20 protein-coding genes and 1 riboswitch are annotated in these 21,624 nt (G+C 40.0%); of the genes, 7 read left to right on the top strand and 13 right to left on the bottom strand.

Annotation, left to right across the window (positions count from 1 at the left end; genetic code table 11):
• Positions 1-11: 11 nt before the first annotated feature.
• From KX728_RS02320 to KX728_RS02305, 4 genes are all read right to left on the bottom strand, one after another.
• Complete coding sequence (locus tag KX728_RS02320; RefSeq protein WP_215804924.1) at positions 12-1,754, bottom strand: ABC transporter ATP-binding protein; 1,743 nt, start codon at positions 1,752-1,754, stop codon at positions 12-14.
• Positions 1,744-3,489 (bottom strand): ABC transporter ATP-binding protein, encoded by a 1,746-nt coding sequence (locus tag KX728_RS02315; protein ID WP_215804925.1) that lies wholly within the window; start codon positions 3,487-3,489, stop codon positions 1,744-1,746. The genes KX728_RS02320 and KX728_RS02315 overlap by 11 nt, the downstream gene beginning before the upstream one ends.
• Before the next feature lie 198 nt (positions 3,490-3,687).
• Positions 3,688-4,323, bottom strand: coding sequence for a DUF421 domain-containing protein (locus KX728_RS02310; RefSeq protein WP_000174434.1), 636 nt, complete (start codon positions 4,321-4,323; stop codon positions 3,688-3,690).
• Positions 4,320-4,775, bottom strand: coding sequence for a DUF3290 family protein (locus tag KX728_RS02305; protein WP_000675341.1), 456 nt, complete (start codon positions 4,773-4,775; stop codon positions 4,320-4,322). The genes KX728_RS02310 and KX728_RS02305 overlap by 4 nt, the downstream gene beginning before the upstream one ends.
• Positions 4,776-4,908: 133 nt before the next feature.
• Between KX728_RS02305 and KX728_RS02300 the strand changes: the two genes are divergently transcribed.
• The 4 genes from KX728_RS02300 (at position 4,909) to KX728_RS02285 (ending at position 8,650) form a co-directional block, all read left to right on the top strand.
• Entirely contained in the window at positions 4,909-5,736 is an 828-nt protein-coding gene (locus tag KX728_RS02300; RefSeq protein WP_215804926.1) for an exodeoxyribonuclease III, read from the top strand.
• 11 nt (positions 5,737-5,747) lie between these two features.
• A complete protein-coding gene (locus KX728_RS02295) occupies positions 5,748-6,134 on the top strand; it encodes a bleomycin resistance protein (RefSeq protein WP_215804927.1) in 387 nt (128 codons plus the stop codon).
• A gap of 141 nt (positions 6,135-6,275) precedes the next feature.
• Positions 6,276-6,371, top strand: a riboswitch (purine riboswitch).
• Positions 6,372-6,806: 435 nt separating this feature from the next.
• Positions 6,807-7,388 (top strand): xanthine phosphoribosyltransferase, encoded by a 582-nt coding sequence (locus KX728_RS02290; protein ID WP_129326231.1) that lies wholly within the window; start codon positions 6,807-6,809, stop codon positions 7,386-7,388.
• A complete protein-coding gene (locus KX728_RS02285; protein WP_215804928.1) occupies positions 7,388-8,650 on the top strand; it encodes a nucleobase:cation symporter-2 family protein in 1,263 nt (420 codons plus the stop codon). The genes KX728_RS02290 and KX728_RS02285 overlap by 1 nt, the downstream gene beginning before the upstream one ends.
• 88 nt (positions 8,651-8,738) lie before the next feature.
• Here KX728_RS02285 and KX728_RS02280 read toward each other — a convergent pair whose 3' ends face one another.
• From KX728_RS02280 to KX728_RS02265, 4 genes are read right to left on the bottom strand one after another with little or no spacing between them, the layout of a single operon-like run.
• Positions 8,739-10,394, bottom strand: a complete 1,656-nt coding sequence (locus KX728_RS02280; protein ID WP_215804929.1) for an endonuclease — start codon at positions 10,392-10,394, stop codon at positions 8,739-8,741.
• Positions 10,387-11,322, bottom strand: a complete 936-nt coding sequence (locus KX728_RS02275) for a dsDNA nuclease domain-containing protein (protein ID WP_215804930.1) — start codon at positions 11,320-11,322, stop codon at positions 10,387-10,389. The genes KX728_RS02280 and KX728_RS02275 overlap by 8 nt, the downstream gene beginning before the upstream one ends.
• A 17-nt stretch (positions 11,323-11,339) precedes the next feature.
• Positions 11,340-12,560, bottom strand: a complete 1,221-nt coding sequence (locus KX728_RS02270) for an MvaI/BcnI family restriction endonuclease (protein WP_215804931.1) — start codon at positions 12,558-12,560, stop codon at positions 11,340-11,342.
• Positions 12,560-13,021, bottom strand: coding sequence for a helix-turn-helix domain-containing protein (locus KX728_RS02265; protein WP_125441198.1), 462 nt, complete (start codon positions 13,019-13,021; stop codon positions 12,560-12,562). The genes KX728_RS02270 and KX728_RS02265 overlap by 1 nt, the downstream gene beginning before the upstream one ends.
• 189 nt (positions 13,022-13,210) lie before the next feature.
• Here KX728_RS02265 and KX728_RS02260 point away from each other — a divergent pair, with 189 nt between their 5' ends.
• On the top strand, positions 13,211-14,758 hold the full coding sequence (locus tag KX728_RS02260) for a DNA cytosine methyltransferase (protein ID WP_215804932.1): 1,548 nt from the start codon (positions 13,211-13,213) through the stop codon (positions 14,756-14,758).
• Positions 14,759-15,015: 257 nt separating this feature from the next.
• On the opposite strand, the gene KX728_RS02255 is transcribed toward KX728_RS02260, so the two are convergent.
• From KX728_RS02255 to KX728_RS02240, 4 genes are all read right to left on the bottom strand, one after another.
• Complete coding sequence (locus KX728_RS02255; RefSeq protein WP_000651224.1) at positions 15,016-15,420, bottom strand: PaaI family thioesterase; 405 nt, start codon at positions 15,418-15,420, stop codon at positions 15,016-15,018.
• A gap of 69 nt (positions 15,421-15,489) precedes the next feature.
• Positions 15,490-16,977 (bottom strand): UDP-glucose--hexose-1-phosphate uridylyltransferase, encoded by a 1,488-nt coding sequence (locus tag KX728_RS02250; RefSeq protein WP_215804933.1) that lies wholly within the window; start codon positions 16,975-16,977, stop codon positions 15,490-15,492.
• Positions 16,974-17,633 (bottom strand): HAD family hydrolase, encoded by a 660-nt coding sequence (locus KX728_RS02245; RefSeq protein ID WP_042902624.1) that lies wholly within the window; start codon positions 17,631-17,633, stop codon positions 16,974-16,976. The genes KX728_RS02250 and KX728_RS02245 overlap by 4 nt, the downstream gene beginning before the upstream one ends.
• Before the next feature lie 11 nt (positions 17,634-17,644).
• Complete coding sequence (locus tag KX728_RS02240) at positions 17,645-18,823, bottom strand: galactokinase (RefSeq protein WP_042902623.1); 1,179 nt, start codon at positions 18,821-18,823, stop codon at positions 17,645-17,647.
• Between the two features lie 165 nt (positions 18,824-18,988).
• Here KX728_RS02240 and galR point away from each other — a divergent pair, with 165 nt between their 5' ends.
• Positions 18,989-19,993 (top strand): DNA-binding transcriptional regulator GalR, encoded by a 1,005-nt coding sequence (gene galR / locus KX728_RS02235; RefSeq protein ID WP_000212497.1) that lies wholly within the window; start codon positions 18,989-18,991, stop codon positions 19,991-19,993.
• A 35-nt stretch (positions 19,994-20,028) separates the two neighbouring features.
• Here galR and KX728_RS02230 read toward each other — a convergent pair whose 3' ends face one another.
• Positions 20,029-20,919 (bottom strand): cation diffusion facilitator family transporter, encoded by an 891-nt coding sequence (locus KX728_RS02230; protein ID WP_215804934.1) that lies wholly within the window; start codon positions 20,917-20,919, stop codon positions 20,029-20,031.
• 132 nt (positions 20,920-21,051) lie between these two features.
• On the opposite strand from KX728_RS02230, the gene KX728_RS02225 reads away from it, so the two are divergent.
• On the top strand, positions 21,052-21,606 hold the full coding sequence (locus tag KX728_RS02225; protein ID WP_219108663.1) for a TetR/AcrR family transcriptional regulator: 555 nt from the start codon (positions 21,052-21,054) through the stop codon (positions 21,604-21,606).
• Positions 21,607-21,624 lie beyond the last annotated feature (18 nt).

Genomic DNA, 21,624 nt, shown 5'->3' with positions numbered 1-21,624 from the left:
TCCAAAGAGTATTAGGACATGGCCCCAGCCTGCAAGCTATACATCTTATGATAGGTTCCTCCCAAGGCCAAGAGTTCCTCATGGGTTCCACTCTCGATGATGCGCCCCTTATCCAAGACATAAATACAGTTGGCGTCCTGGATGGTCGAAAGACGATGAGCAATAGCAATGGTTGTCCGCCCCTGTCTCATCTTGGCTAGGGAATCTTGAACCAAACTTTCTGTTTCAGAGTCAATATTGGCTGTCGCTTCATCCAAAATCAAGATTTTAGGCTGACTAGCAACTGTTCTAGCAAAGGCAAGAAGCTGACGCTGACCAGTAGAAAAGCTCGAACCACGCTCGGACACAGGTGCATCATAACCCTGCGGAAGGTCCTGAATAAAGGAATCTGCATCAACAAAGGCAGCCGCAGCCTGGACTTCTTCATCACTAAGATCTTGATACATGGCGATATTGGACTTGATAGTCCCGTGATAGAGGAAGGGATCCTGCAAGACCAAACCGATGTTCTTTCTCAGCTCTTCCTGACTGTAGTTTCGGATATCCACACCATCCAAGAGAACGCGGCCTGACTGAAATTCATAAAAACGCATGAGGACATTGATAATCGATGATTTTCCCGAACCTGTATGACCTACAAAGGCAATGGTTTCACCCTTCTTAACTGAAAAGGAAATGTCATCCAGAATCGGATGTTTGCCATCATATGAGAAACACACATGTTCAAAACGGATATTGCCTTCTTTGACTTTAGCTTGCCCATCTTTTTGAAGAGGCTCATAGGTCGTTTCGTCAATCAAGGCAAAGACACGACCTGCAGATACCATGGACGTTTGAAGGGTTGAAAAGTTTTGCGTCACCTCAATCAAGGGATCAAAAAGGCGGTTGATATACTGGATAAAGGCATACATGGTTCCAGCTGTTATCCCAATAGAAAGACCACGGTAACCAAAGTAGGCCATCAAAACGGCGTAGCCTAGGAGTTTCAGCAAACTCATGGCAGGGCGCAAGAAGAGGGCATCCAAGGCTACAGATCGGTTGGCATAGACCAAGTGTTCTTGGTTGATTTCATCAAATTCTGCCTGCAGGCGCTTCTCTTGATTAAAGGCCTGGATAATCCTGATTCCCTCGATATTCTCTGCCAGCTTACTATTGATATCCGACAAGAGACTTCTGGTTTTCTCGATAATCTTGACTGACTTTTTCCGATAGAGATTGACCAAAAGGAAAATCAAGGGAAGAAAGAGCAGGACTAAAGCTGTCAAACGAAAATCCAGAACCAACATGGTATAAAGGGTTGTCAGAAAGATGAAAACTGCTGAAATAAAGCTGGATAAAATCCCTGAAAACATATCACTGATGGTCTCGGTATCATTGGTCAAACGAGAAACGATGGAGCCTGCTGGCGTCTTGTCAAAATAAGACATGCCAAGTTTCTCCATATTGGCAAAGGCATCCCGACGAATATCTCTTACAATACTATAAGACACCCGCGCAAAGAGAAGATTTCCGACATACTGGACCAGAGTTTGTAGGAGATAAAGACCATAGTAGACCAGCAAAACGGCCACAGCAATTTGGTTAAGATTGCTGAGATACTGGTCGATAAAGTGGGAGGCCACAAGGGGAATGACACTTTTAATGACCGTCGTCGCGAGGAGAAAACTGAGTGCCAAAAAGGTCAGGAGGCCATAGGGCTTGAGATAGGACATCAAGCGCTTCAATACAGCCCATTGTTCTTTCTTATTCTGCATCTTCTTCTCCTTTCATTTCCAATTGCTGAGACTGGTAGGTTTGGGCATACCAGCCATCCAGAGCTAGCAAGTCATCGTGCGTGCCCCGTTCAATGATTTGGCCATTTTGCAGGACTAAAATCAAATCTGCATGGACAACCGCACTGAGACGATGGGCTGTAATAATGGTTGTCTTATCCTTCCTCGTCTCCTTGAGATTGTCGATGATCGCATACTCAGTTTTGGCATCCACTGCGGACAGGGAATCATCTAAAATCAAGATATCAGGGTCTAGAATCATCGCCCGACTCATAGCCAGACGCTGCTTTTGCCCACCTGAGAGACTGACTCCCTTTTCACCGATAACTGTATCAAATCCCTGAGGCATGTCTACAATATCTTGGTAAACTTGTGCTAGCTTGGTCGCTTCCTCAACTGCTGAAAGGAGGAAGTTAGGATTGCCGAAGCGGATATTGTCTAAGATAGAGGTCGCAAAGAGAAACTGATCCTGAGGGACATAGCCCATGAGACTGCGAAGGTCTGTCAGACGATAGTCCCGAATATCATGACCGTTTAGATAAATAGCTCCCTTATCCACATCGTATTCTCGCAAGAGAAGGTTAATCAAGGACGTTTTCCCAGAGCCTGTCTGCCCGACTAAGCCTAGGGTTTGCCCTTTTTCCAGACTAAAGTGAACATCCGTCAGTGTCTCCTCATTTTCAAAGGCAAAGCTGTCAATGGCGTACTCCAAACGTCCATTTTCGATACTGTCCAGAGGACATTCAGGATCTTTTATAGGTGATTCCTGAGATAAAAGATCCTCAATCCGCTGATAAGAAACCTTTCCTCGCTGAGTAATATTAAAGAGGAAACCAATAGCCATAAGAGGCCAGACCAACATATCCAAATAACTGATAAAGGTAACCAGATTTCCAACCGTGATTTGCCCCTCCTGAACCATCAAGGAACCGACTAAGAGCGTTAAAACATAGGATGAACCAACAAACAAGAGAACCATGGGGTCAAAGAGACTGTCGTATTTCATGGTTTGGAGATTCTTCTGGAAGGTCAATTCATTTACTTCCTGAAAAGATGCCAATTCATCAGACTGATAACCGAAAGACTTGGTCACTTTAATACCCGATACAGACTCCTGCACCTTGTTATTGAGTTCGGAAAAGGCAGCCTGTGATTCGCCAAAAGCCTTGTGAGTCTTTCTCCCTAGACGACTAGTCGCATAGGCCATGAAAGGCAGGGGTAGAATGGCAACCAAGGTCATTTGCCATGAGATGCTAAAAAGCATGGTCATCAAGGTTACTAGCGCCGTGATGGAAGCATCCACTGCTGACATGACTCCTCCACCTGCGAGACGAGTTAAGGCATTGATATCATTGGTGGCGTGTGCCATCAAGTCCCCCGTCCGATAGGTCTGATAAAAGGCTGGAGACATTTTAGTAAAATGCTCAAACAAGCGAGAGCGCATAATCTGCCCCAGACGGTAGGAAGTTCCAAGGATATACATGCGCCAAACATAGCGCAGATAGTACATCCCAAAGGCTGCCAGCAGTAGATAAAATAGATTAAGAAGGAGGTCCTGATGGGTTAATTGTCCCGACGTAATGGCATCAATCACCCGCCCCATAACCATAGGAGGAATGAGATTGAGGACGGAAACCAAGATCAAGGCCACAATCCCGACTAAATAACGGCGCTTTTCCAACTTGAAAAACCACCAGAGTTTTTGAATAATGGACATAAAATCCCTTTCTGATTGCAAATGGAAACCTGAGGCCAAGACTCAATGAAAATCAAAGATCAAACTAGCCGCAGGCTGCTCATAGCACTGCTTTGAGGTTGTAGATAGAACTGACGAAGTCAGTAACCTACATACGGCAAGGCGACGTTGACGCAGTTTGAATTTGATTTTTGAAGAGTACAAGACCTCAGGTTTTTCTTATTCATAGGTTACGACTGAGACGACACCCTTGTCGTACTCAGCGATAAAGATATTGGCCACATTGTCATACCCTTGTTTGCTGAGGTTATCAAGCAGCCATTCTTCGCTCCGACCAATGGTCTCCAAAATTTCAACTTGGATCACACCGTCTGTGACAACAGGATACTTGGGATTCTCGTCTCCCATTTGGACTACGATGAGTTGACCGTTTTGCTCCTGCATAGCACGTTTGACTTGTTTCATTTGGAAAATTCCCTGGCTACGGAGCTTAAGAGCTACATCCGCTGCTGATAAACCAACCGAACGGCAGGCTTCTGGATCAATCTTCCCATTTTTGATGAGCAGGGTTGGCTTCCCATCAATCAAACGTTTCACAAAGTGAACATTATTGTTGAGCCATTTGAGAGTCAAGACCAGAATGGTCCACATAATCAGGATAACTGCATACTGAAGGATACTGATGGCGCTATTGTAAATCACCCCGCCGATAATACCCCCGAGTACATAGTTCTGAATTTGATCTATTGCTGAGTTAGGCGCTAGGTTGCCCTTTCCTGTCACATTGATTACAAAAACCAGAGAAAAGAGACCCAAGGCTAGTTTGATTAAAATTTCGATATAATTGAGTGTCATTTGTTCACCTCCACCAGTTCAATTGCATCTGTTTTATACAATTCGACTTTCTCTAGCAGGTACTTGTCTGGCTCACTTCCGTTCAAGGCACGGTAATAGCGATCTCCGACCTTGATAAGTGCGCCATCAGTGTCCGCAGAGGTATTGACATAGACCTCTGACTTGTCTACCCCCAATTCTTTGGAAACAAGCTCGATGAAATGAAGTGAAGCTTGAAATTTATTATTAGATACTTGATTGTTTTGATAAGTTGTGATGCTGACCAAAAGGAGAGCTAATAAGGTCAAAGCTGAAATCATGACCAACTCACGAAATTTGGTCCCCTTTTTATCATGATAAGCCTTGAAAGCTAAAAATCCTGTCACAGCTAATAGGACAATCCCTAAACCAAGCATGATGCCATTTTGCTGACTAATTTGGCTGAGGACATAGTCATAAGAATAGAATTTCATGTGTTTTCACTCCCTTTCATAAAATCATTCTTCATTATAAACGAAAGAGGGTGATTTTTCAAACCATACGTTGGGGAAATACGTCTTTTTTTGGTATAATATAGTCTGTAATCTGAATGAAAAAGGTAAGTTTATGAAACTCATATCATGGAATATCGATTCCCTCAATGCAGCCCTAACGAGCGACTCAGCTCGTGCAAAATTGTCCCAAGAAGTCCTACAAACCTTGGTAGCCGAAAATGCTGATATTATCGCTATCCAGGAAACCAAGCTTTCTGCCAAGGGCCCTACAAAGAAACACCTAGAAGTACTTGAAGAACTCTTCCCAGGCTATGAAAACACTTGGCGTTCCTCCCAAGAACCTGCTCGCAAAGGCTACACTGGAACCATGTTCCTCTATAAGAAAGAACTCACACCAGCGATTAGCTTCCCAGAAATCGGTGCCCCTTCTACCATGGACTTGGAAGGCCGCATCATCACCTTGGAATTTGATACATTTTTCGTAACCCAAGTATACACACCAAACGCTGGTGATGGGCTCAAACGCTTGGAAGAACGCCAAGTCTGGGACGTCAAATACGCTGAGTATTTGGCGCAACTAGACAAAGAAAAACCAGTCCTTGCGACTGGAGACTACAACGTAGCTCACAAGGAAATCGACCTTGCAAATCCTGCCAGCAACCGCCGTTCACCTGGTTTTACAGACGAGGAACGTGCTGGGTTTACCAACCTTTTGGCAACTGGATTTACTGACACCTTCCGCCACATTCACGGTGATGTCCCAGAGCGCTATACTTGGTGGGCACAACGCAGCAAGACTTCTAAAATCAACAATACAGGCTGGAGAATCGACTACTGGCTCACCAGCAATCGCGTGGCTGACAAGGTAACCAAGTCTGACATGATTGACTCGGGTGCGCGTCAAGACCATACGCCGATTGTATTGGAAATTGAACTCTAAGGAGAAAGCTAATGGACTATCAAGCTGTCATTCCTGAATTTGTAGTATCTGACCTCGAAAAGTCACGCCACTTCTACTGCGACTTGCTGGGATTTTCTGTCGAATACGAGCGTCCAGAGGAGAAATTTCTCTTCCTCTCGCTTGAAGACTGCCAACTTATGCTAGAAGAAGGCAGCACAGAAGAATTAGCCCAACTAACCTATCCTTTCGGGCGCGGTGTCAATATTTCCTTTGGCGTTGAAGATGTCCCTCAGCTCCACCAAAAACTGCTGGAAGCTGACTATCCTATTTATCGTCCTTTGACTAAGAGAACATTTCGTGTTGGGGATCACTACATCTATCCTCACGAATTTGCAGTCTTGGATCCTGATGGTTATTTTTTAAGATTTAGCGAATAGAAGAATAGAAGAATAAAAGGCTACAATACTTTCTAGTGTTGCAGCCTTTTATTCGTTCGCTTTTATGATCTATTTGCTAACAAAATATTTGATTTATAAAGCTAATTGGTGTAAAATAAAAACATTGGCAGTAGCCTGTTTAAAATTGAATATCATTTTACTTGTTTATGTCGTGAATTGGCACGACGTTTCTACAAGGTGCCGGAACACCTAACAATGAGTATGTCAGCTGAAGGTATGGTTTTGGCCATACCTATTTTGGGGACTTACTTAGGGGGGATTAAGTAGGTCCTTTTTGAATATTTTTGTTAAAGCACGCCTTTAAGTGTAAACTAAATATTTTTAATATTTCCCTTATTTAGTACGGACGGGAGGTGAAATTATCCTGTGGATAATTTCAGGAATCCAGGGAATTTCATCCCTAATTTTTGAGCCCCTAGCTCTTTCATTTCTAGGCTTAGGCTAAAATAGTTCCCCGAACTATTTTACTCTCAAAAATCCCGTCATAGACAATAACAAGATTATTGTCTATGATACCACTACAGCGGGAAATATCTTGTAAAACTCGCTTCGCTCGCACTAGTATTATACATATACATTATTAGCAAACTAAATCACTATAGAAACATTTAAACAAGCAAATGAAGCATCTTTTAGACTTTAGGAGGTCTTATGAAATTATTAGAAGAGCGCATCCTTCAGGATGGGCATATCTTGGGTGACAATATCCTCAAGGTAGATTCCTTTTTAACCCACCAAGTTGACTATCGTTTGATGCGGGAGATTGGTAAGGTATTTGCGGAAAAATTCGCGTCTGCTGGCATTACCAAGGTCGTGACCATTGAAGCTTCAGGGATTGCCCCAGCTGTTTTTACAGCTGAAGCCTTAGACGTTCCCATGATTTTCGCAAAGAAAGCTAAAAACATCACCATGAACGAAGGCATCTTAACTGCTGAGGTTTACTCCTTTACCAAGCAGGTGACGAGCACAGTTTCCATCGCTGGGAAATTCCTCTCACCTGATGACAAGGTCTTGATTATCGATGATTTCCTAGCCAATGGACAAGCTGCCAAAGGCTTGATCCAAATCATCGAACAGGCCGGAGCAAAAGTCGAAGCCATCGGTATTGTTATCGAAAAATCATTCCAGGATGGTCGTGATTTGCTCGAGAAAGCTGGCTATCCAGTTCTATCACTCGCTCGTTTGGAACGTTTTGAAAACGGTCAGGTCGTATTTAAGGAGGCAGATCTCTAATGCAACAACAAGAAAAACACTCGCAAGCAGCGGTTCTAGGGCTTCAGCACCTTCTCGCAATGTACTCAGGCTCTATCCTAGTTCCTATCATGATTGCGACAGCTCTTGGCTATTCAGCTGAGCAGTTGACCTACTTAATTTCCACAGATATCTTCATGTGTGGGGTAGCTACCTTCCTTCAACTTCAACTCAACAAACACTTTGGTGTTGGACTACCAGTCGTTCTTGGAGTTGCTTTCCAGTCAGTCGCTCCTTTGATTATGATTGGTCAGAGCCACGGTAGTGGGGCCATGTTTGGTGCCCTTATCGTATCAGGAATCTATGTGGTTCTGATTTCAGGTATTTTCTCAAAAGTGGCCAATCTCTTCCCATCTATCGTAACAGGATCTGTTATTACGACCATCGGACTAACTTTGATTCCTGTCGCTATCGGAAATATGGGAAATAATGTTCCAGAGCCAACTGGTCAGAGTCTCTTGCTTGCAGCTATCACTGTTCTAATCATCCTCTTGATTAACATCTTTACCAAAGGATTTATCAAGTCTATCTCCATTTTGATTGGGCTGGTTGTCGGAACTACCATTGCTGCTACCATGGGCTTAGTAGACTTCTCTCCAGTCTCTGCAGCTCCACTCGTTCACATCCCAACTCCATTCTACTTTGGTACTCCAACTTTTGAAATCTCTTCTATCGTCATGATGTGTATCATCGCAACGGTTTCCATGGTGGAGTCGACTGGTGTTTACCTAGCTTTGTCAGATATTACCAATGACCCAATCGACAGCACGCGCCTTCGCAACGGTTACCGCGCAGAAGGTTTGGCTGTACTTCTCGGAGGAATCTTTAACACCTTCCCTTATACAGGATTTTCACAAAACGTTGGCTTGGTCAAATTGTCTGGTATCAAGACCCGTCTGCCAATCTATTATGCAGCTGGTTTCCTAGTCCTCCTTGGACTCCTACCTAAGTTTGGCGCCCTTGCCCAAATCATTCCAAGTCCTGTTCTTGGTGGCGCTATGCTGGTGATGTTTGGTTTTGTTTCCCTTCAAGGGATGCAAATCCTAGCCCGCGTTGACTTTGCTAACAATGAACACAACTTCCTTATCGCAGCTGTATCAATCGCTGCTGGTGTAGGTCTAAATAACAGTAACCTCTTCGTCAGCATGCCGACAGCCTTCCAAATGTTCTTCTCAAACGGAATCGTCGTAGCCAGCCTACTTGCCATTGTACTCAATGCTATATTAAATCGGAAAAAGAAATAAAAAGAAATTAAAAAGCGGTTGTCAACTTTCGTTGAAGACCGCTTTTTTGTAGACTACTTGTTTTAGTAAGTATACTTTTTATTCTAACTTATATAATTTCTTTAGACAGATCGCTATAATATTCACTCTTTAATAATGGACTTTCTATGTTAACCTGATTAACTTTCGAATCAACATATTTCAAATTATCTCTAATAATCGAAAAGAACGTTTGACTTTTTAAACTTAGAAATTTTGCATTTATTGCGTCGAACATTTTTTTCAAAACCTTTTTATCAGTTTCATTTTTTACGAATGAATCAATAGCAAATGGCAGACTTGTGATAGATTTACTATCAATCAAATTCATATAAACGAGAAAAATTACCAATAAATCTTTATTTAAATTTGTTCCACTGCCCTCTAACTTATCAAAATTACGAAATTTTTTATCTGTGATACCTGTTGAACCAATTAGAATTGAAAGTTCATTTTTAAGTGCTTCATACTCTCCTTCAATTGTTTTCGCTCTCTGATTAAGCTCTTTTTTGAGCATCCTTATTTCTTTTGTAATGTCACCAATCAATTTGTCAAGATTTGATTTTTCCAAAGTTTCTTGAATCTCTAACTTTTTTAGTTCAGATAAAACATTTTGATTCACATACTCATCAATATCAGATAATTGTCTCAGTTCAGTTAAACGTTCATGATATTGATTAAACTGTTCTTGTAGGTGTTTTATATCTTCTTCTTTTTCTTGAACTATTCTTTTAGATTTCATAATTTGCTGAGAAATACTATCTATTCGACTCTTGATTGCAAGTTCATTGTCTTCCAGTTCTAAACGTGTTAAGGATTGTTGTCTAGTTAAGATAGAATGGCAATAAACACATTCATGTCTAATTTCAGAAAATCTCTCCTTAATCTTACTTGATAACTTTTTGAGCTCTTCTAAATCTTGATTTAATATATCAAGTTTTATCTTTTCTTTAGATAATTCCCCAGTCTTATCGGTAATTTTTATAGAAAACTTATCTGTTTCGGTAATATAAAAATCTAATTCTTTTTGTAGGTCTTTGAAATCTTTAGGAACTGTCTCAGTAATTTTATTTTTAGTACGGTATGTTTTATATACCGATTGAACCTGATTGATTCTTCCATTTACTAACTCTAATTGCCTTAAATACTCATTTTTTTTACTTTCTTTATCAACGATTTGACTATCAGAGATGCCTAAATAATAATCAAAAACATTTTTGGGAAAATCATTTGATTTATACCGTCCTAAACTTTCAAATGAATCTTTAAATAATTTACCATCCCATGCTTTATCCTGATCAATATACATTGGACTAAAAAGGGCTTCAACAGAAGCTAAACTTGCTTTATCGCTGCTTTTGTTGACTAATTCCAGCCTCATTTTAAGTTTCTCTTGAAACCACAAATAGTATTCTGCAAAGTTTTCAAACAGTTTGACTTCATTATTATCTAAAACAGAAATCACTTTATTATGTCTCTTGATCAAAAATTCATTACCATCAATAAAAACTTCTAATTGGAAAATAAAATTGTCCGCATTCCAACCCTTGGGAAATGATTTGAGGTTTGCTCCTAAGGCATAGTAAATTGATTTAACTAGACTAGATTTCCCTTCACCATTCGTACTACTAACTATTAGGTTTGCTGAATCAGAAAATACAAATTTGTTCGCTTTTTCGTTCTCGTAATCTGCTATTAAAAGACTTTTTATGGTCATCTTACTCATTAGCAATTCCCTCCAAAATATCGCAATACGCCGATATTCCTACAGCATATCTACTGTTTTCTGATAATGTTTCCATTTCAGGTAACATAAATGTTTTAGGTATTAATGTTGTTACCGATTCATTTTCTAAACTATTTTCATCACTGTTCAAAAAATTGACGACAGATTTTTTAGCAGTTATATATTCTAATATAATCTTTTTTTCTTCTTTCTTTATTTTCTCATTCTTAATTTCAGTAAAACCAAATTTATCAAGTTCTTTATCAAATCGTGCCTTTGCAGTTACTTTTTGTAAGATTAAATTTAGCTCTTCTGATGTAATCTTTTTGAGTTCTTTATCTGCAATCGTATGCACTTCTTTTTCAGATTTTTGGACAATTTGCTGCAATAATTCGTTAATAATTACATCATCTCTATTATCAATAGAGACCCTTTGATTTGCCATCTCTCCCTTTAAAAATGTTTTAGCATCGATAATGTTATTATCAAAAGCAGTTTTTACCAAAGCAAAATTATCTACCCTCGGATTATTAACTTCCTTCTTTTGATTATCAGATAACAGCCATGAACTAGAAAAAAGTTCTTCTGTATCTATCTGTTCTTGCATTTCATTTAAATCGCTTTCTTTAAAATTATATACTACAATTTTATAAATAGAATCGTTTGTCCCTGAAGAAAGATTCTTTTCAAAGATAGAAGGTCGTTCCTTTGTTTCTTGTAATAACTTTTTGAGACTCATGTTTTTCTGACCTTTGACCTGTATATAAGCATGATAGCTATCATCATAAGTAACTTCAAAATCCTCATCCGTCTCAACATATATTGAAAAATTGGACTTATTATAGTTTCTAATCGCAACTAAAGATATAACGCAATTTTGATAATTAAAGCCTTTTTGCGCAATTGATCCCCCATTATCTTTTACCATAAAATTTCTCCAACTTACTAAATATTTAAGTCAATAATTTCCGTACTACCAAACAACAAACTTCTTTGCTTATTTTTTATCCTCCAAGCATTACCATGATTCTTACCAGCATACTTACCCGATGGAGTCGTATAGCCACGCCAGTCATATGTAATTGCGCCTGATTTTATCAAAGAAAGAAAAGTCATAAATTGTGGTGAGCGAGTTAACTCCGCTTCAATATACTTGAATTGACCTACTTCACCGTCCATTTTAGATTCAACTTTCACCCACAAAGTAGCCGGGTGTTTTTTATGCAATTCTTCCTCTAATGCTTTGAATGTCCAAAAAGCAGCTAAGATAGTCTTCTTATTTTCTTGTTTTCGCAATTCAACAATATTATCTCTATCATTAACTTCCAGATAAAAACCCTGATTATTTTGAGGATTTTCTTCTGAACCTATTGTAATATATAAACTCTTATATCCTAAATGCTTATCTGAATCATAACCATATAAGCGAGAAAATGCTGACACTCTACTTCTATCATTCGTTTCAAACTCTGCAACAGGTGTTCCTTCAAAATCTGGGCGTAGGGTAAATAAGGTATCTAACGTTTTGGAGGATTTTGATTTTAGCTCAATAATTCCTTCAAAATCAGCTTCTTGACTGTTATTGGTTTTAATTCCCAAAAGCGACTCTAGAGTATCCCCGGCATCCTTCGGTGCAATCTTACCTACACCTTTTGAATTTCTATGAAAACCTTGTTTTGCTATGAGTCTGATCCGTGGAATCAATCTATTTAATGAATCTTCGACCTTATCTTGTCCAAATAGCTGTATGATAGTACTGTTTTGAGGAATACTTCTCGTCACATTAAATAGAGTAAGTTCTTTTCGATTGTCTACAGTAATATAGATTAAATCGTTAACATTGATTTGAGATGATCTAATGAACTCTCCCAATCCAGATATCCAAAATCGCTCATCGCCTCTTTTATTGGCTTTATAGAAACTTATTTTCACTTCATGTTGCTGGTCTTCCAATACAAGATTAGCCGTTAAATAAACTTTGTCAGTCAATTTTTCGAAATCCAATAAATCATTATCTAACAACATTTTCCTTAAAAAACCATTTGCATCGATAATACTTTTACTTAACATAGTTTGCGTCAGTCTGATAACAGTATAATCATTAGAATTATACTTATGTATAGCGTTGATAACTTCTAATTCGTCGTCATATGGAATAAATTGCATTAGTTTTCTCCTCTCTTAAATAAATCAGCCAGCGAAACTCCCATTTCATCTGCAAGACTTTCTATTGTTGAAAAATAAATATCTGAATATTTACCATTTACAAGATTGCTTATAGTAGACTCTCTAACTCCATCTGAAGTACTCAATGAAAATTGATTCCATCTTCTCAAATATAGCTTGACATTTTGTATAAGAATATTTTGATATTCCTCCACAGAATTAGAAAAAAATTCTTTGGAAGCACTTATCTTGTCGGTTCTAATCAAAAGTTCTGGAAAATTGATTGATAAAGCATTAGCAATCACTACCAAGGTTGAAAGTTTAGGACTATAATTAGTATTTGGAGATAATAATTTGTTAATCGTCTGCCTGCTAAGTCCTGTCTTTTTCGATAACTCACTTTGCGATAGTTTACTCGAATAAAGTAATCGCTCAATATTTTCTTTGATATAACGCTCCATAACAATTCTCCAATTATCATTTTCTTTATTTTATAACTTCCAACATAAATAAAATTCATTTTAATTTACATTTTTACTGGTTTTATCAAATGTTTAACGAATATCTATTATAGGGGAGTAACTCCTGGACTTTTCAATAATTTTCTGATATACTACTAAGGTAGCAAAAAACAAAATTCGAGGTAAATTATGCCCTATGCAATAGACTTATTCTGTGGCGCTGGAGGATTTAGCGAAGGAATCCTACAAGCTGGATTTGATATTATCTTCTCCAGCGATAAAAGCCCTATGGTAGAAGAAACATATACAAACCGACATCAACAATTAGGCTTAGTTGACGGGGTTGACACTCACTTTGAACTTGCTGATATAAAAGAACTTACTTCTGACAAAATATTTCAATCAATAAACTCATTGAAATATGGAAATATCTTTGAAAGAGGTTCTGTAGATGTTATTTTTGGTGGTCCTCCTTGTCAAGGCTTTAGCCGTCTAGGGAAAAGAGATTCTAAAGACCCTAGAAACATGCTCTTCCATGAATATTTGCGTATCATTAAAGACGTTATGCCGCGTTATGTCGTTATGGAAAACGTAACAGGTATTTTAGATATGCAGATGCTTGACTTTCCAAGCGTACTTGATGATAGAATTTACAAAGGACAGAATTTAGTTCAATCCATTCTTAGAAATGAGTTAGACGAGTTAGGATATACTCTACTTGATGTTCAGGTTCTAAATGCTGCAAACTTCGGTGTTCCACAACAAAGAAATCGAGTTGTATTTTTAGCATACCGTAACGATGTAACTCCTATCGAATATCCAGAAAGTGACAACGATATTCCAAGCGTTACTGTTTATGATGCTTTAGGTGATCTTTATGACGGGGAATTTGATTACGAAACAGATTATTCCGTACAAAGCCGATTAGGAAGAACTCCTAACACTGATGGACAACCTATTATAAATGCTAATCCGTTAAATATGGAATTCTCAAGACATGATGATATTGTCACACAGCGATTTTCACTATATCAGCAAGGTGAGAACAGAGCAAAAGCTGCTAATAGAATCCAATTGGAAGGATTGGAATTACAAAGAGATTGCCCAAATCTATTCACAGAAAGTTTATTTCAACTTAATGGTAAAACAAACCAACCTATCATTCTAAAGCAACTAAAAAAACAAGATTTGCTTCAAGAAAATTTTCAATCTGAAAAATGGCTACAATTTACAAATCGCCAACTAGGTTTATTGTCTATGAATGATAATGACAAATTAAGAAAACACCATATTTTAAAATCACTTGCTCTTAGATTAAAAACATCATTTGAAGATGCAGAACTCTTTTGGAATGAAATCAAAAATCGGTTGAATACAGAAATCACTGAAAATCAATTTTCAAACATGTTGAGAAATGGAGAATTAACTCCTGCAGCAATTGAAGCAATCTTTACTAAAAAGAGTATTCGAGTTCGTCTTAACCAAGATACCGTTTCTCCAACCATGGTAACATTACCAGATGACTATATCCACCCATTTTTTAACCGTGTGTTGACTGTAAGAGAAATGGCGCGTCTACAATCATTTGACGATAGTTTTGTATTTCTAGGAAAGCGTACTACTGGGGGCGATAAGCGAGCAAAAGAAACACCTCAATTTACTCAGGTAGGTAACGCTGTCCCACCGTTGCTAGCTAAAGCAATTGCTGAACAAGTCATGATAGCAATGAATCAATAACAATATAGATAGAGGATTGGGGATTCTCCCAAAAATAAAATAGAACCATTAGTCCAAAAGTGTCATTCTGACCTTTACTGATAGTTCTATTTTTATGATAGTGTGTATACACTATCTGAACTCGCAAAGCCTGAAATCATATTTTTAGGTCAATTCTAAATTTTCCGTGCCAGACACGGTGGATGACATTGTCAGACCACCATTTCATCGGAAGAACACAATAAGAAAAAGAGGTGTAGACCTCTTTTTTTGTTTCTCTATATCCTTACCTGTCTTTCTTCAGACCGCTGGCCTGTGACAAACATGGTAAAGGTGGCTTTGCAGACATTTCTGCCTTCTTGATTGGTAATATCCACATCCACGACACAGGTTGTGCGACCTTGATGGACACATTCTCCTTTAATGGTCAGCACATCGTCGAGTTTTCCTGCTTTGAGGTAGTTGATAGAGGACTGAAGCGTCACTCCATCAAGCCCTAGTGAAATGACCACCAAACCACTGATCTGGTCACAAAGAGTGAAGAGATAGCCACCATGGGCATTGCCATAATAGTTGAGCGACGAGTCCACTACTTTGGTCGTCACCACAACGTGACCATCTCTCATTTGTTCAATTTCGTAATTTTCAAAGGCCGATATAGCGTCAAAATGAAAATCTTTCATCGTTTCCTCCTGATAGTTCAAACGACACTATGATACTACTTTTTATAGGACTGTGCAAGGAGAAAGCTCCTAGTCTGGTAAAATTCCTACCTGTTCTACAAAGCGCATAAAGGCTACCTGTCCTTGTTCCGTCTGCTTGTAAACCCCTGCGTCCTCCAAAACACGCGCAAAAATAGCGCCCACAGAGTCCTTGACGATTTCAAGGGCTTTTTCTTTATCCGCTAGGTCCGGATGTTGATCTTTGAGCTGGTCTGCCCATTCCTGATGATAAGAGGCAACTGCTTCATCATCGCCTACAAGATAGCTGGCAACTTGCTCCACTTCTGCTTTCAGACGTGGTGGTAAGATAGCCAAGCCCATGACCTCAATCAAGCCGATATTTTCCTTCTTGATATGTTGGACATCCTTGTGGGGATGATAGATGCCATCCGGATGCTCTACCGAAGTCTGATTGTCCCGCAAGACCAAGTCCAATTCAAACTGTCCATCTCGTTTACGGGCAATGGGTGTAATGGTGTGATGCGGTGTCCCGTCTGTCTCTGCTAAAATCTGGACTTCAGGGGCTGAATACTGGCGCCATTCCTGCAATATCTTATCAGCCAAGTTGATCAAATCCTCTTTAGAATCCGAGGTCAAACGCAGCACTGACATAGGCCACTTGACAATCCCAGCCTTGACTTGCTCAAATCCAGCAAAACAGAAAGTCTTTTGCATGGGAGCCAATTCCATAGGAAATACGTGACGGCCTCCCTGATAGTGATCATGAGTCAGAATAGAGCCTCCCACGATTGGAAGGTCGGCATTCGAACCTGCAAAATAGCCTGGAAATTGCTCTACAATCGCCAGCAGGCGCTCAAAACTCTGACGACTAATGGCCATGGGACGGTGCTGGCCGTCTAAGAAAATACAGTGCTCATTAAAATAAGCATAGGGCGAATACTGGAAGCCCCACTCCTGACCCACCATTTCGAAACGGATAATGCGGTGATTGCTGCGAGCTGGGTGGTTTATCCGACCATGGTAGCCCTCATTCTCTAGACAAAGCTGACACTGAGGATAATTGCTAGCTTGCACCAACTTAGCTGCCGCAATCTCCTTTGGATCCTTTTCAGGTTTAGAGAGGTTAATGGTAATCTCAAGCTCCCCATAGTCTGATGGAACGCGATAAGCAATATTTTTAGCAATGGCCTTGAGTTTGATGTAGTCATTTTTCTGACTGAGCTGATAAAAATCCCCTATCGCCTGCTCAGGAGAGTGAGCATAGGTTTCCCAAAAGTTACGATTAACCTGACTTGGACAAGGGGTCACCAAGTCCATCAGTTCAGCACCAAGGATTTCACGCGCAGTCTGACTATCCTCAATCGTCTCTAATCGAACCGCCTCCTCGACAAGCTGGTCCTTGAGGTCAATCACTTTATCCAAATCCGTCTCAATTTCCAAAACACCTTCGCCTACTCGTGCTAAAACACGATTGGTCAGGTAGATTCGATCCATTTCTTCGAATGAACTTTCAGAAATGACTTCCGTGATAAATGCATCTAGAACTCCTTGACTCATTGATTCTCCTTCTTACTTTCTAAATAGTCTCTGACAGCATCTAAATCCTGAAAAACTTGTTCTGTTTTATTTAAGAAAGACTGTGCTGGCATTTTCAAGTCTGGAATACAAATAACTGGTATCCCAGCTCTATACGCTGCTTCAATCCCTGCTTCACTATCCTCTAATACTAAGCAATTCTCTGGTAAAACATTCAAATCACTACAGGCCTTTAAAAATATATCAGGGTAAGGTTTGCTTCGCTTTACATCTTTTGCAAAAACTAAATGGTCAAATAGGGACAGTATACCATTACTATCCAAAATCATTCTAGCTCTAGATTCAACACTTGAAGTTGCTAGAGCGATTGGAATACCTTCTCTTTGCAAAAAAGCAAGCAAATTTTTAGCACCTTTTTTTAAATTTACACCTTTGACCAATATTCGAGCTTCCAGTTCATAAACTTTTTCCAAGGTTTGGTCAAAGTTCCAAGGTAAATCATAGGTATCTAAAAATCGTTGAACATTCTCCTCTTCCCTATGTCCACTGTATTCTCTAGAATATGTTTCTTCTGTGAAAGGAATTCCAAAATCTTTAAGCAATTCTTGATAAACTTTTAGAGAAATGATCTCAGTATCAGCTAATAAGCCATCTAAATCAAATATTACAGCGTCCATTTACTTCTCTCCTAGTCTAAAACGCGAGTGCCACCTGCAACTTCAGCGATATAGAAGCTTGGAGCATATCCAACGACTTCCTCGTAGTGCTTGCCTACAGCTTCCTTAAAGGCCTCAACAACATCTTTTTGCACCAAGGCAATGGCACAGCCACCAAATCCTGCCCCTGTCATACGAGCACCAAGAACACCTTCCTGAGTCCAAGCTGTGTGAACGAGGGTATCCAATTCCAAGCCAGTTACTTCATAGTCATGTTCTAGAGAAACGTGAGAAGCATTCATTAAGCGACCAAATGTTTTCAAATCACCTGCTTGAAGTGCTGCTTGAGCTTTAAGAGTACGTTGGTTTTCAAGCACAGCATGGCGAGCACGTTTTAAGCGATTTTCATCTTTAATCAGATAGCTGTATTGGTCAAAGGCCCACTCGTCCAATTCACCCAAGGTCTGAATATCCAAGGCAGCTTGCAATTCTTCCACAGCTTTTTCACACTCAGCACGGCGTTCATTGTACTTAGAGTCCGCCAATTCACGACGTTTATTAGTGTTCATGATAACAACAACATTGTCCTTCAAATCAAGTGGCACCAAGTCATATTCTAACGTATTGGTATCCAGGTAAATGGCACGTTGGTCAGCACCCATACCGATAGCAAACTGGTCCATAATACCAGAATTCACTCCGATAAAGTTATTTTCTGTTTGTTTTCCGATTTTAACCAAATCCAGACGGTCTAGTTTTAAACCAAAGAGATGCTCTGCCACAACACCAGTCAAGAGTTCCAAAGATGCTGAAGAGGACAAGCCTGCACCATTGGGGATATTTCCATAAACATAAAAATCAAACCCTTTGTCAATCACGTGTCCAGCTTCTTGCAAGAAATGAAGAACCCCTTTTGGATAGTTGGTCCAGCTGTGATCTTTTTCAAATTTGAGGTCAGCAAGAGGCACTTCGATGATACCCTTGTCCTCAAAGTTGGCTGAGTAGAAACGCAAGACTTGGTCGTCACGTTTGCGAGCCGCCCCATAAGTTCCCAAGGAAATAGCTGCTGGGAAAACGTGCCCACCATTGTAATCCGTGTGTTCACCAATCAGATTGATACGACCTGGTGAAAAGAAAGTTTGCTCTGCTTCTTGACCAAAAACGGCAAGAAAGTCTTTGCGAAGGGCTTCAGCAGTAAGATCTTGTGTCATATGAATTCTCCTTTGACTGTCCGTTAAGTCACCTTAACGTGTAATCGTTTTCTTCTATTGTATCCAAGGCTTTTACCAAGGTCAATCCTTTTTACTAAAGTTTTACTAAACTATCGGTAAAAAGAAGAAAAATATGATATACTAACTTAAAAAGGAGGAGGATTTATGGCTACCTTAAAAGACATTGCACAGCTAGCCTCTGTCTCTATCGCGACCGTATCTCGTGTCCTCAATCGCGACCAGAGCCTATCTGTTACAGAAGAAACCAGACACCGTATTTTAACTGTCGCTGAAGAGCTGGGCTATACTAAGCATCTAAAGACAGGCGAATCCCACAAACCCAAGCAAAAGATTGCCATTATCCAATGGGTCAGCGAACAAGGGGAGTTGGACGACCTTTACTACTATCAGATTCGTCTCGGTATTGAAAAAAGAGCCCAAGAGTTGGACTATGACATCTTGCGCTATTTTAATGACCATCCTTTTACCCTGAGCGAGGAAGTGATTGGCATTCTCTGTATCGGAAAGTTCAGCCGAGCTCAGATTTCTGCCTTTGAAGAATACCAAAAACCTTTAGTCTTTATAGACAGCGATACCCTCTCATTAGGTCATACCTGTATTATCACGGATTTTTACACTGCTGTGAAACAAGTTGTAGACCATTTCCTCGGTCAGGGACTGGATCGGATTAGCATTCTAACAGGCCTTGAAGAAACAACCGACCAGGAAGAAATTATTCAGGATAAGCGACTAGAAAATTTCAAAGACTATACCCAAGCAAAAGGTATCTACCATGAAGAACTGGTCTTTCAGGGGAGCTTTATTGCCCAGTCTGGCTATGACTTGATGAAGGAGGCCATTCACAAGCTAGGAGAACAACTCCCACCAGCCTTTTTCGCTGCCAGCGATAGTTTAGCCATCGGTGCCCTCCGTGCCCTTCAAGAAGCTGGAATTAGCCTACCAGACCGCGTCAGCCTCATTTCTTTCAACGACACTAGCCTGACCAAGCAGGTCTATCCTCCTCTTTCAAGCATCACTGTCTATACCGAGGAAATGGGCCGAGCAGGTATGGATATTCTTAATAAAGAAGTCCTTCATGGACGAAAAATTCCTAGCCTGACCATGCTGGGAACCAGACTGACTCTGAGAGAAAGTACGAGAAATGAATAAGATATTAAAACGACCTCAACAAGAGGTCGTTTTTTCTAGTGATGATGAGGATGGTTCTGCTCTAAGGCTGTTATCCTCCGTTTATGTTGCGCATGATTGCTTTGACTGCTATCCACTTCAATAGTGATATTCTGCACGCCTCTTTCTTCTAAAAATTGACGCACCACTTCTTTGGTTTCCATCATCTGTTCCCAGTCCTTAATACAAATGTGGACAATAGCATTATTCTCTAGACCGTCCATGGACCAAATGCTAAGTTGATTGACACTTTTGACATTGATCAGAGCCTCCAAATCCTTCTCCAAATCCCCTGTCTCTACTCCTTCTGGCACAGCATCCAAGAAAATCTTGAGTGCACTCCAAAAGCGAGGAATGGCTTTTGTTAGAATGAAGATAGAAATGACAAGAGATAAGAGTGGATCAAGGATATACCAATCTGTAAATTTGAGGATGATCGCCATTAGAATGACAGCCAACCAACCAAGAGTGTCTTCCAAAAAATGCAAGCTCAAAATTGACTCGTTCTTTGTCTTTCCTTTACGAACTACCAGACTAGCTAGCACATTGATACTTACTGCAATGATTCCCAGCCAGAGAATCCCTTCCTGATTAACGGGTTGCGGGTGAGCGATCTTTGTGACATTTTCCAAAATCACTAGGACAGACCCTATCATAAGAATCACAGCCGTTAGCATGGCTCCTAAAAGACTAAAACGTTTGTAACCCAAGGTGTACTGCCTATCTTCTTCACGATTGGAGATTGTTTCTAGGAGGGCAGATAGGCCAATGGCTATAGCATCCCCCAGGTCATGAACAGAATCAGCAAGAACTGCACTCGAACCAAAGATTCCTCCTGCGATAAACTCAACAATCGCATAGCTTAAATTTAAGAAAAAAGCTAACCAGATAGATGTTTTAGAACTCATTTCTCTCCCTCCTTTGGTATAATGGGTATATACATACTTCTTTCATTTGTATTATCTAATAAAATCCAAAGAAAGGATAGAAGCAAACAGTCAGTCCTGTTCAGTTCTGAACAGTTTGTCTCAAGTGTCTATATGCCAAAAAGAGACCGTCGAGTCAGCAAGACGAAAAAAGCCATCTATCAAGCTTTTTTACAACTTTTGAACGATAAAGGCTATGATGCTACTACTGTCCAAGATATCATTGACTTGGCAGATGTTGGGCGTTCAACCTTTTACTGTCACTACGAGAGCAAGGAACTGCTTTTAGATGAACTCTGTCGCTACCTCTTTCATCATCTCTTTGAAAGGGAAGAACACTTTACTACCGAGGACTACCTCGCACATATCTTTTTACATTTTCAGAAAAACCAGGACCATGTCACCAGTCTCCTTTTTTCCAAAAATGACTACTTCCTCCGCCAACTACACAAGGAACTCGAACACCACGTTTATCCCATGGTGGCGGACGACTTACAAGAGGCCTATCCAAACATTCCGGCCTCCTACCTCCAGCATTTTGTTGTGACGAACTTTATCGAGACCCTAACTTGGTGGCTAAAAAAAGGAAAATCCTATACCGAAGACCAAGTGGTGAGATTTTACCTTGATGTAATCGAGATGACCTCTATAACTCCACTTGATAACTAAGCCTGTAACTCAGAAAGG

It is taken from the genome of Streptococcus oralis (genome assembly GCF_019334565.1).
GTDB classification, from domain to species: Bacteria; Bacillota; Bacilli; order Lactobacillales; family Streptococcaceae; genus Streptococcus; species Streptococcus oralis_CR.
This window is presented reverse-complemented; position numbering and strand designations above follow the sequence as displayed.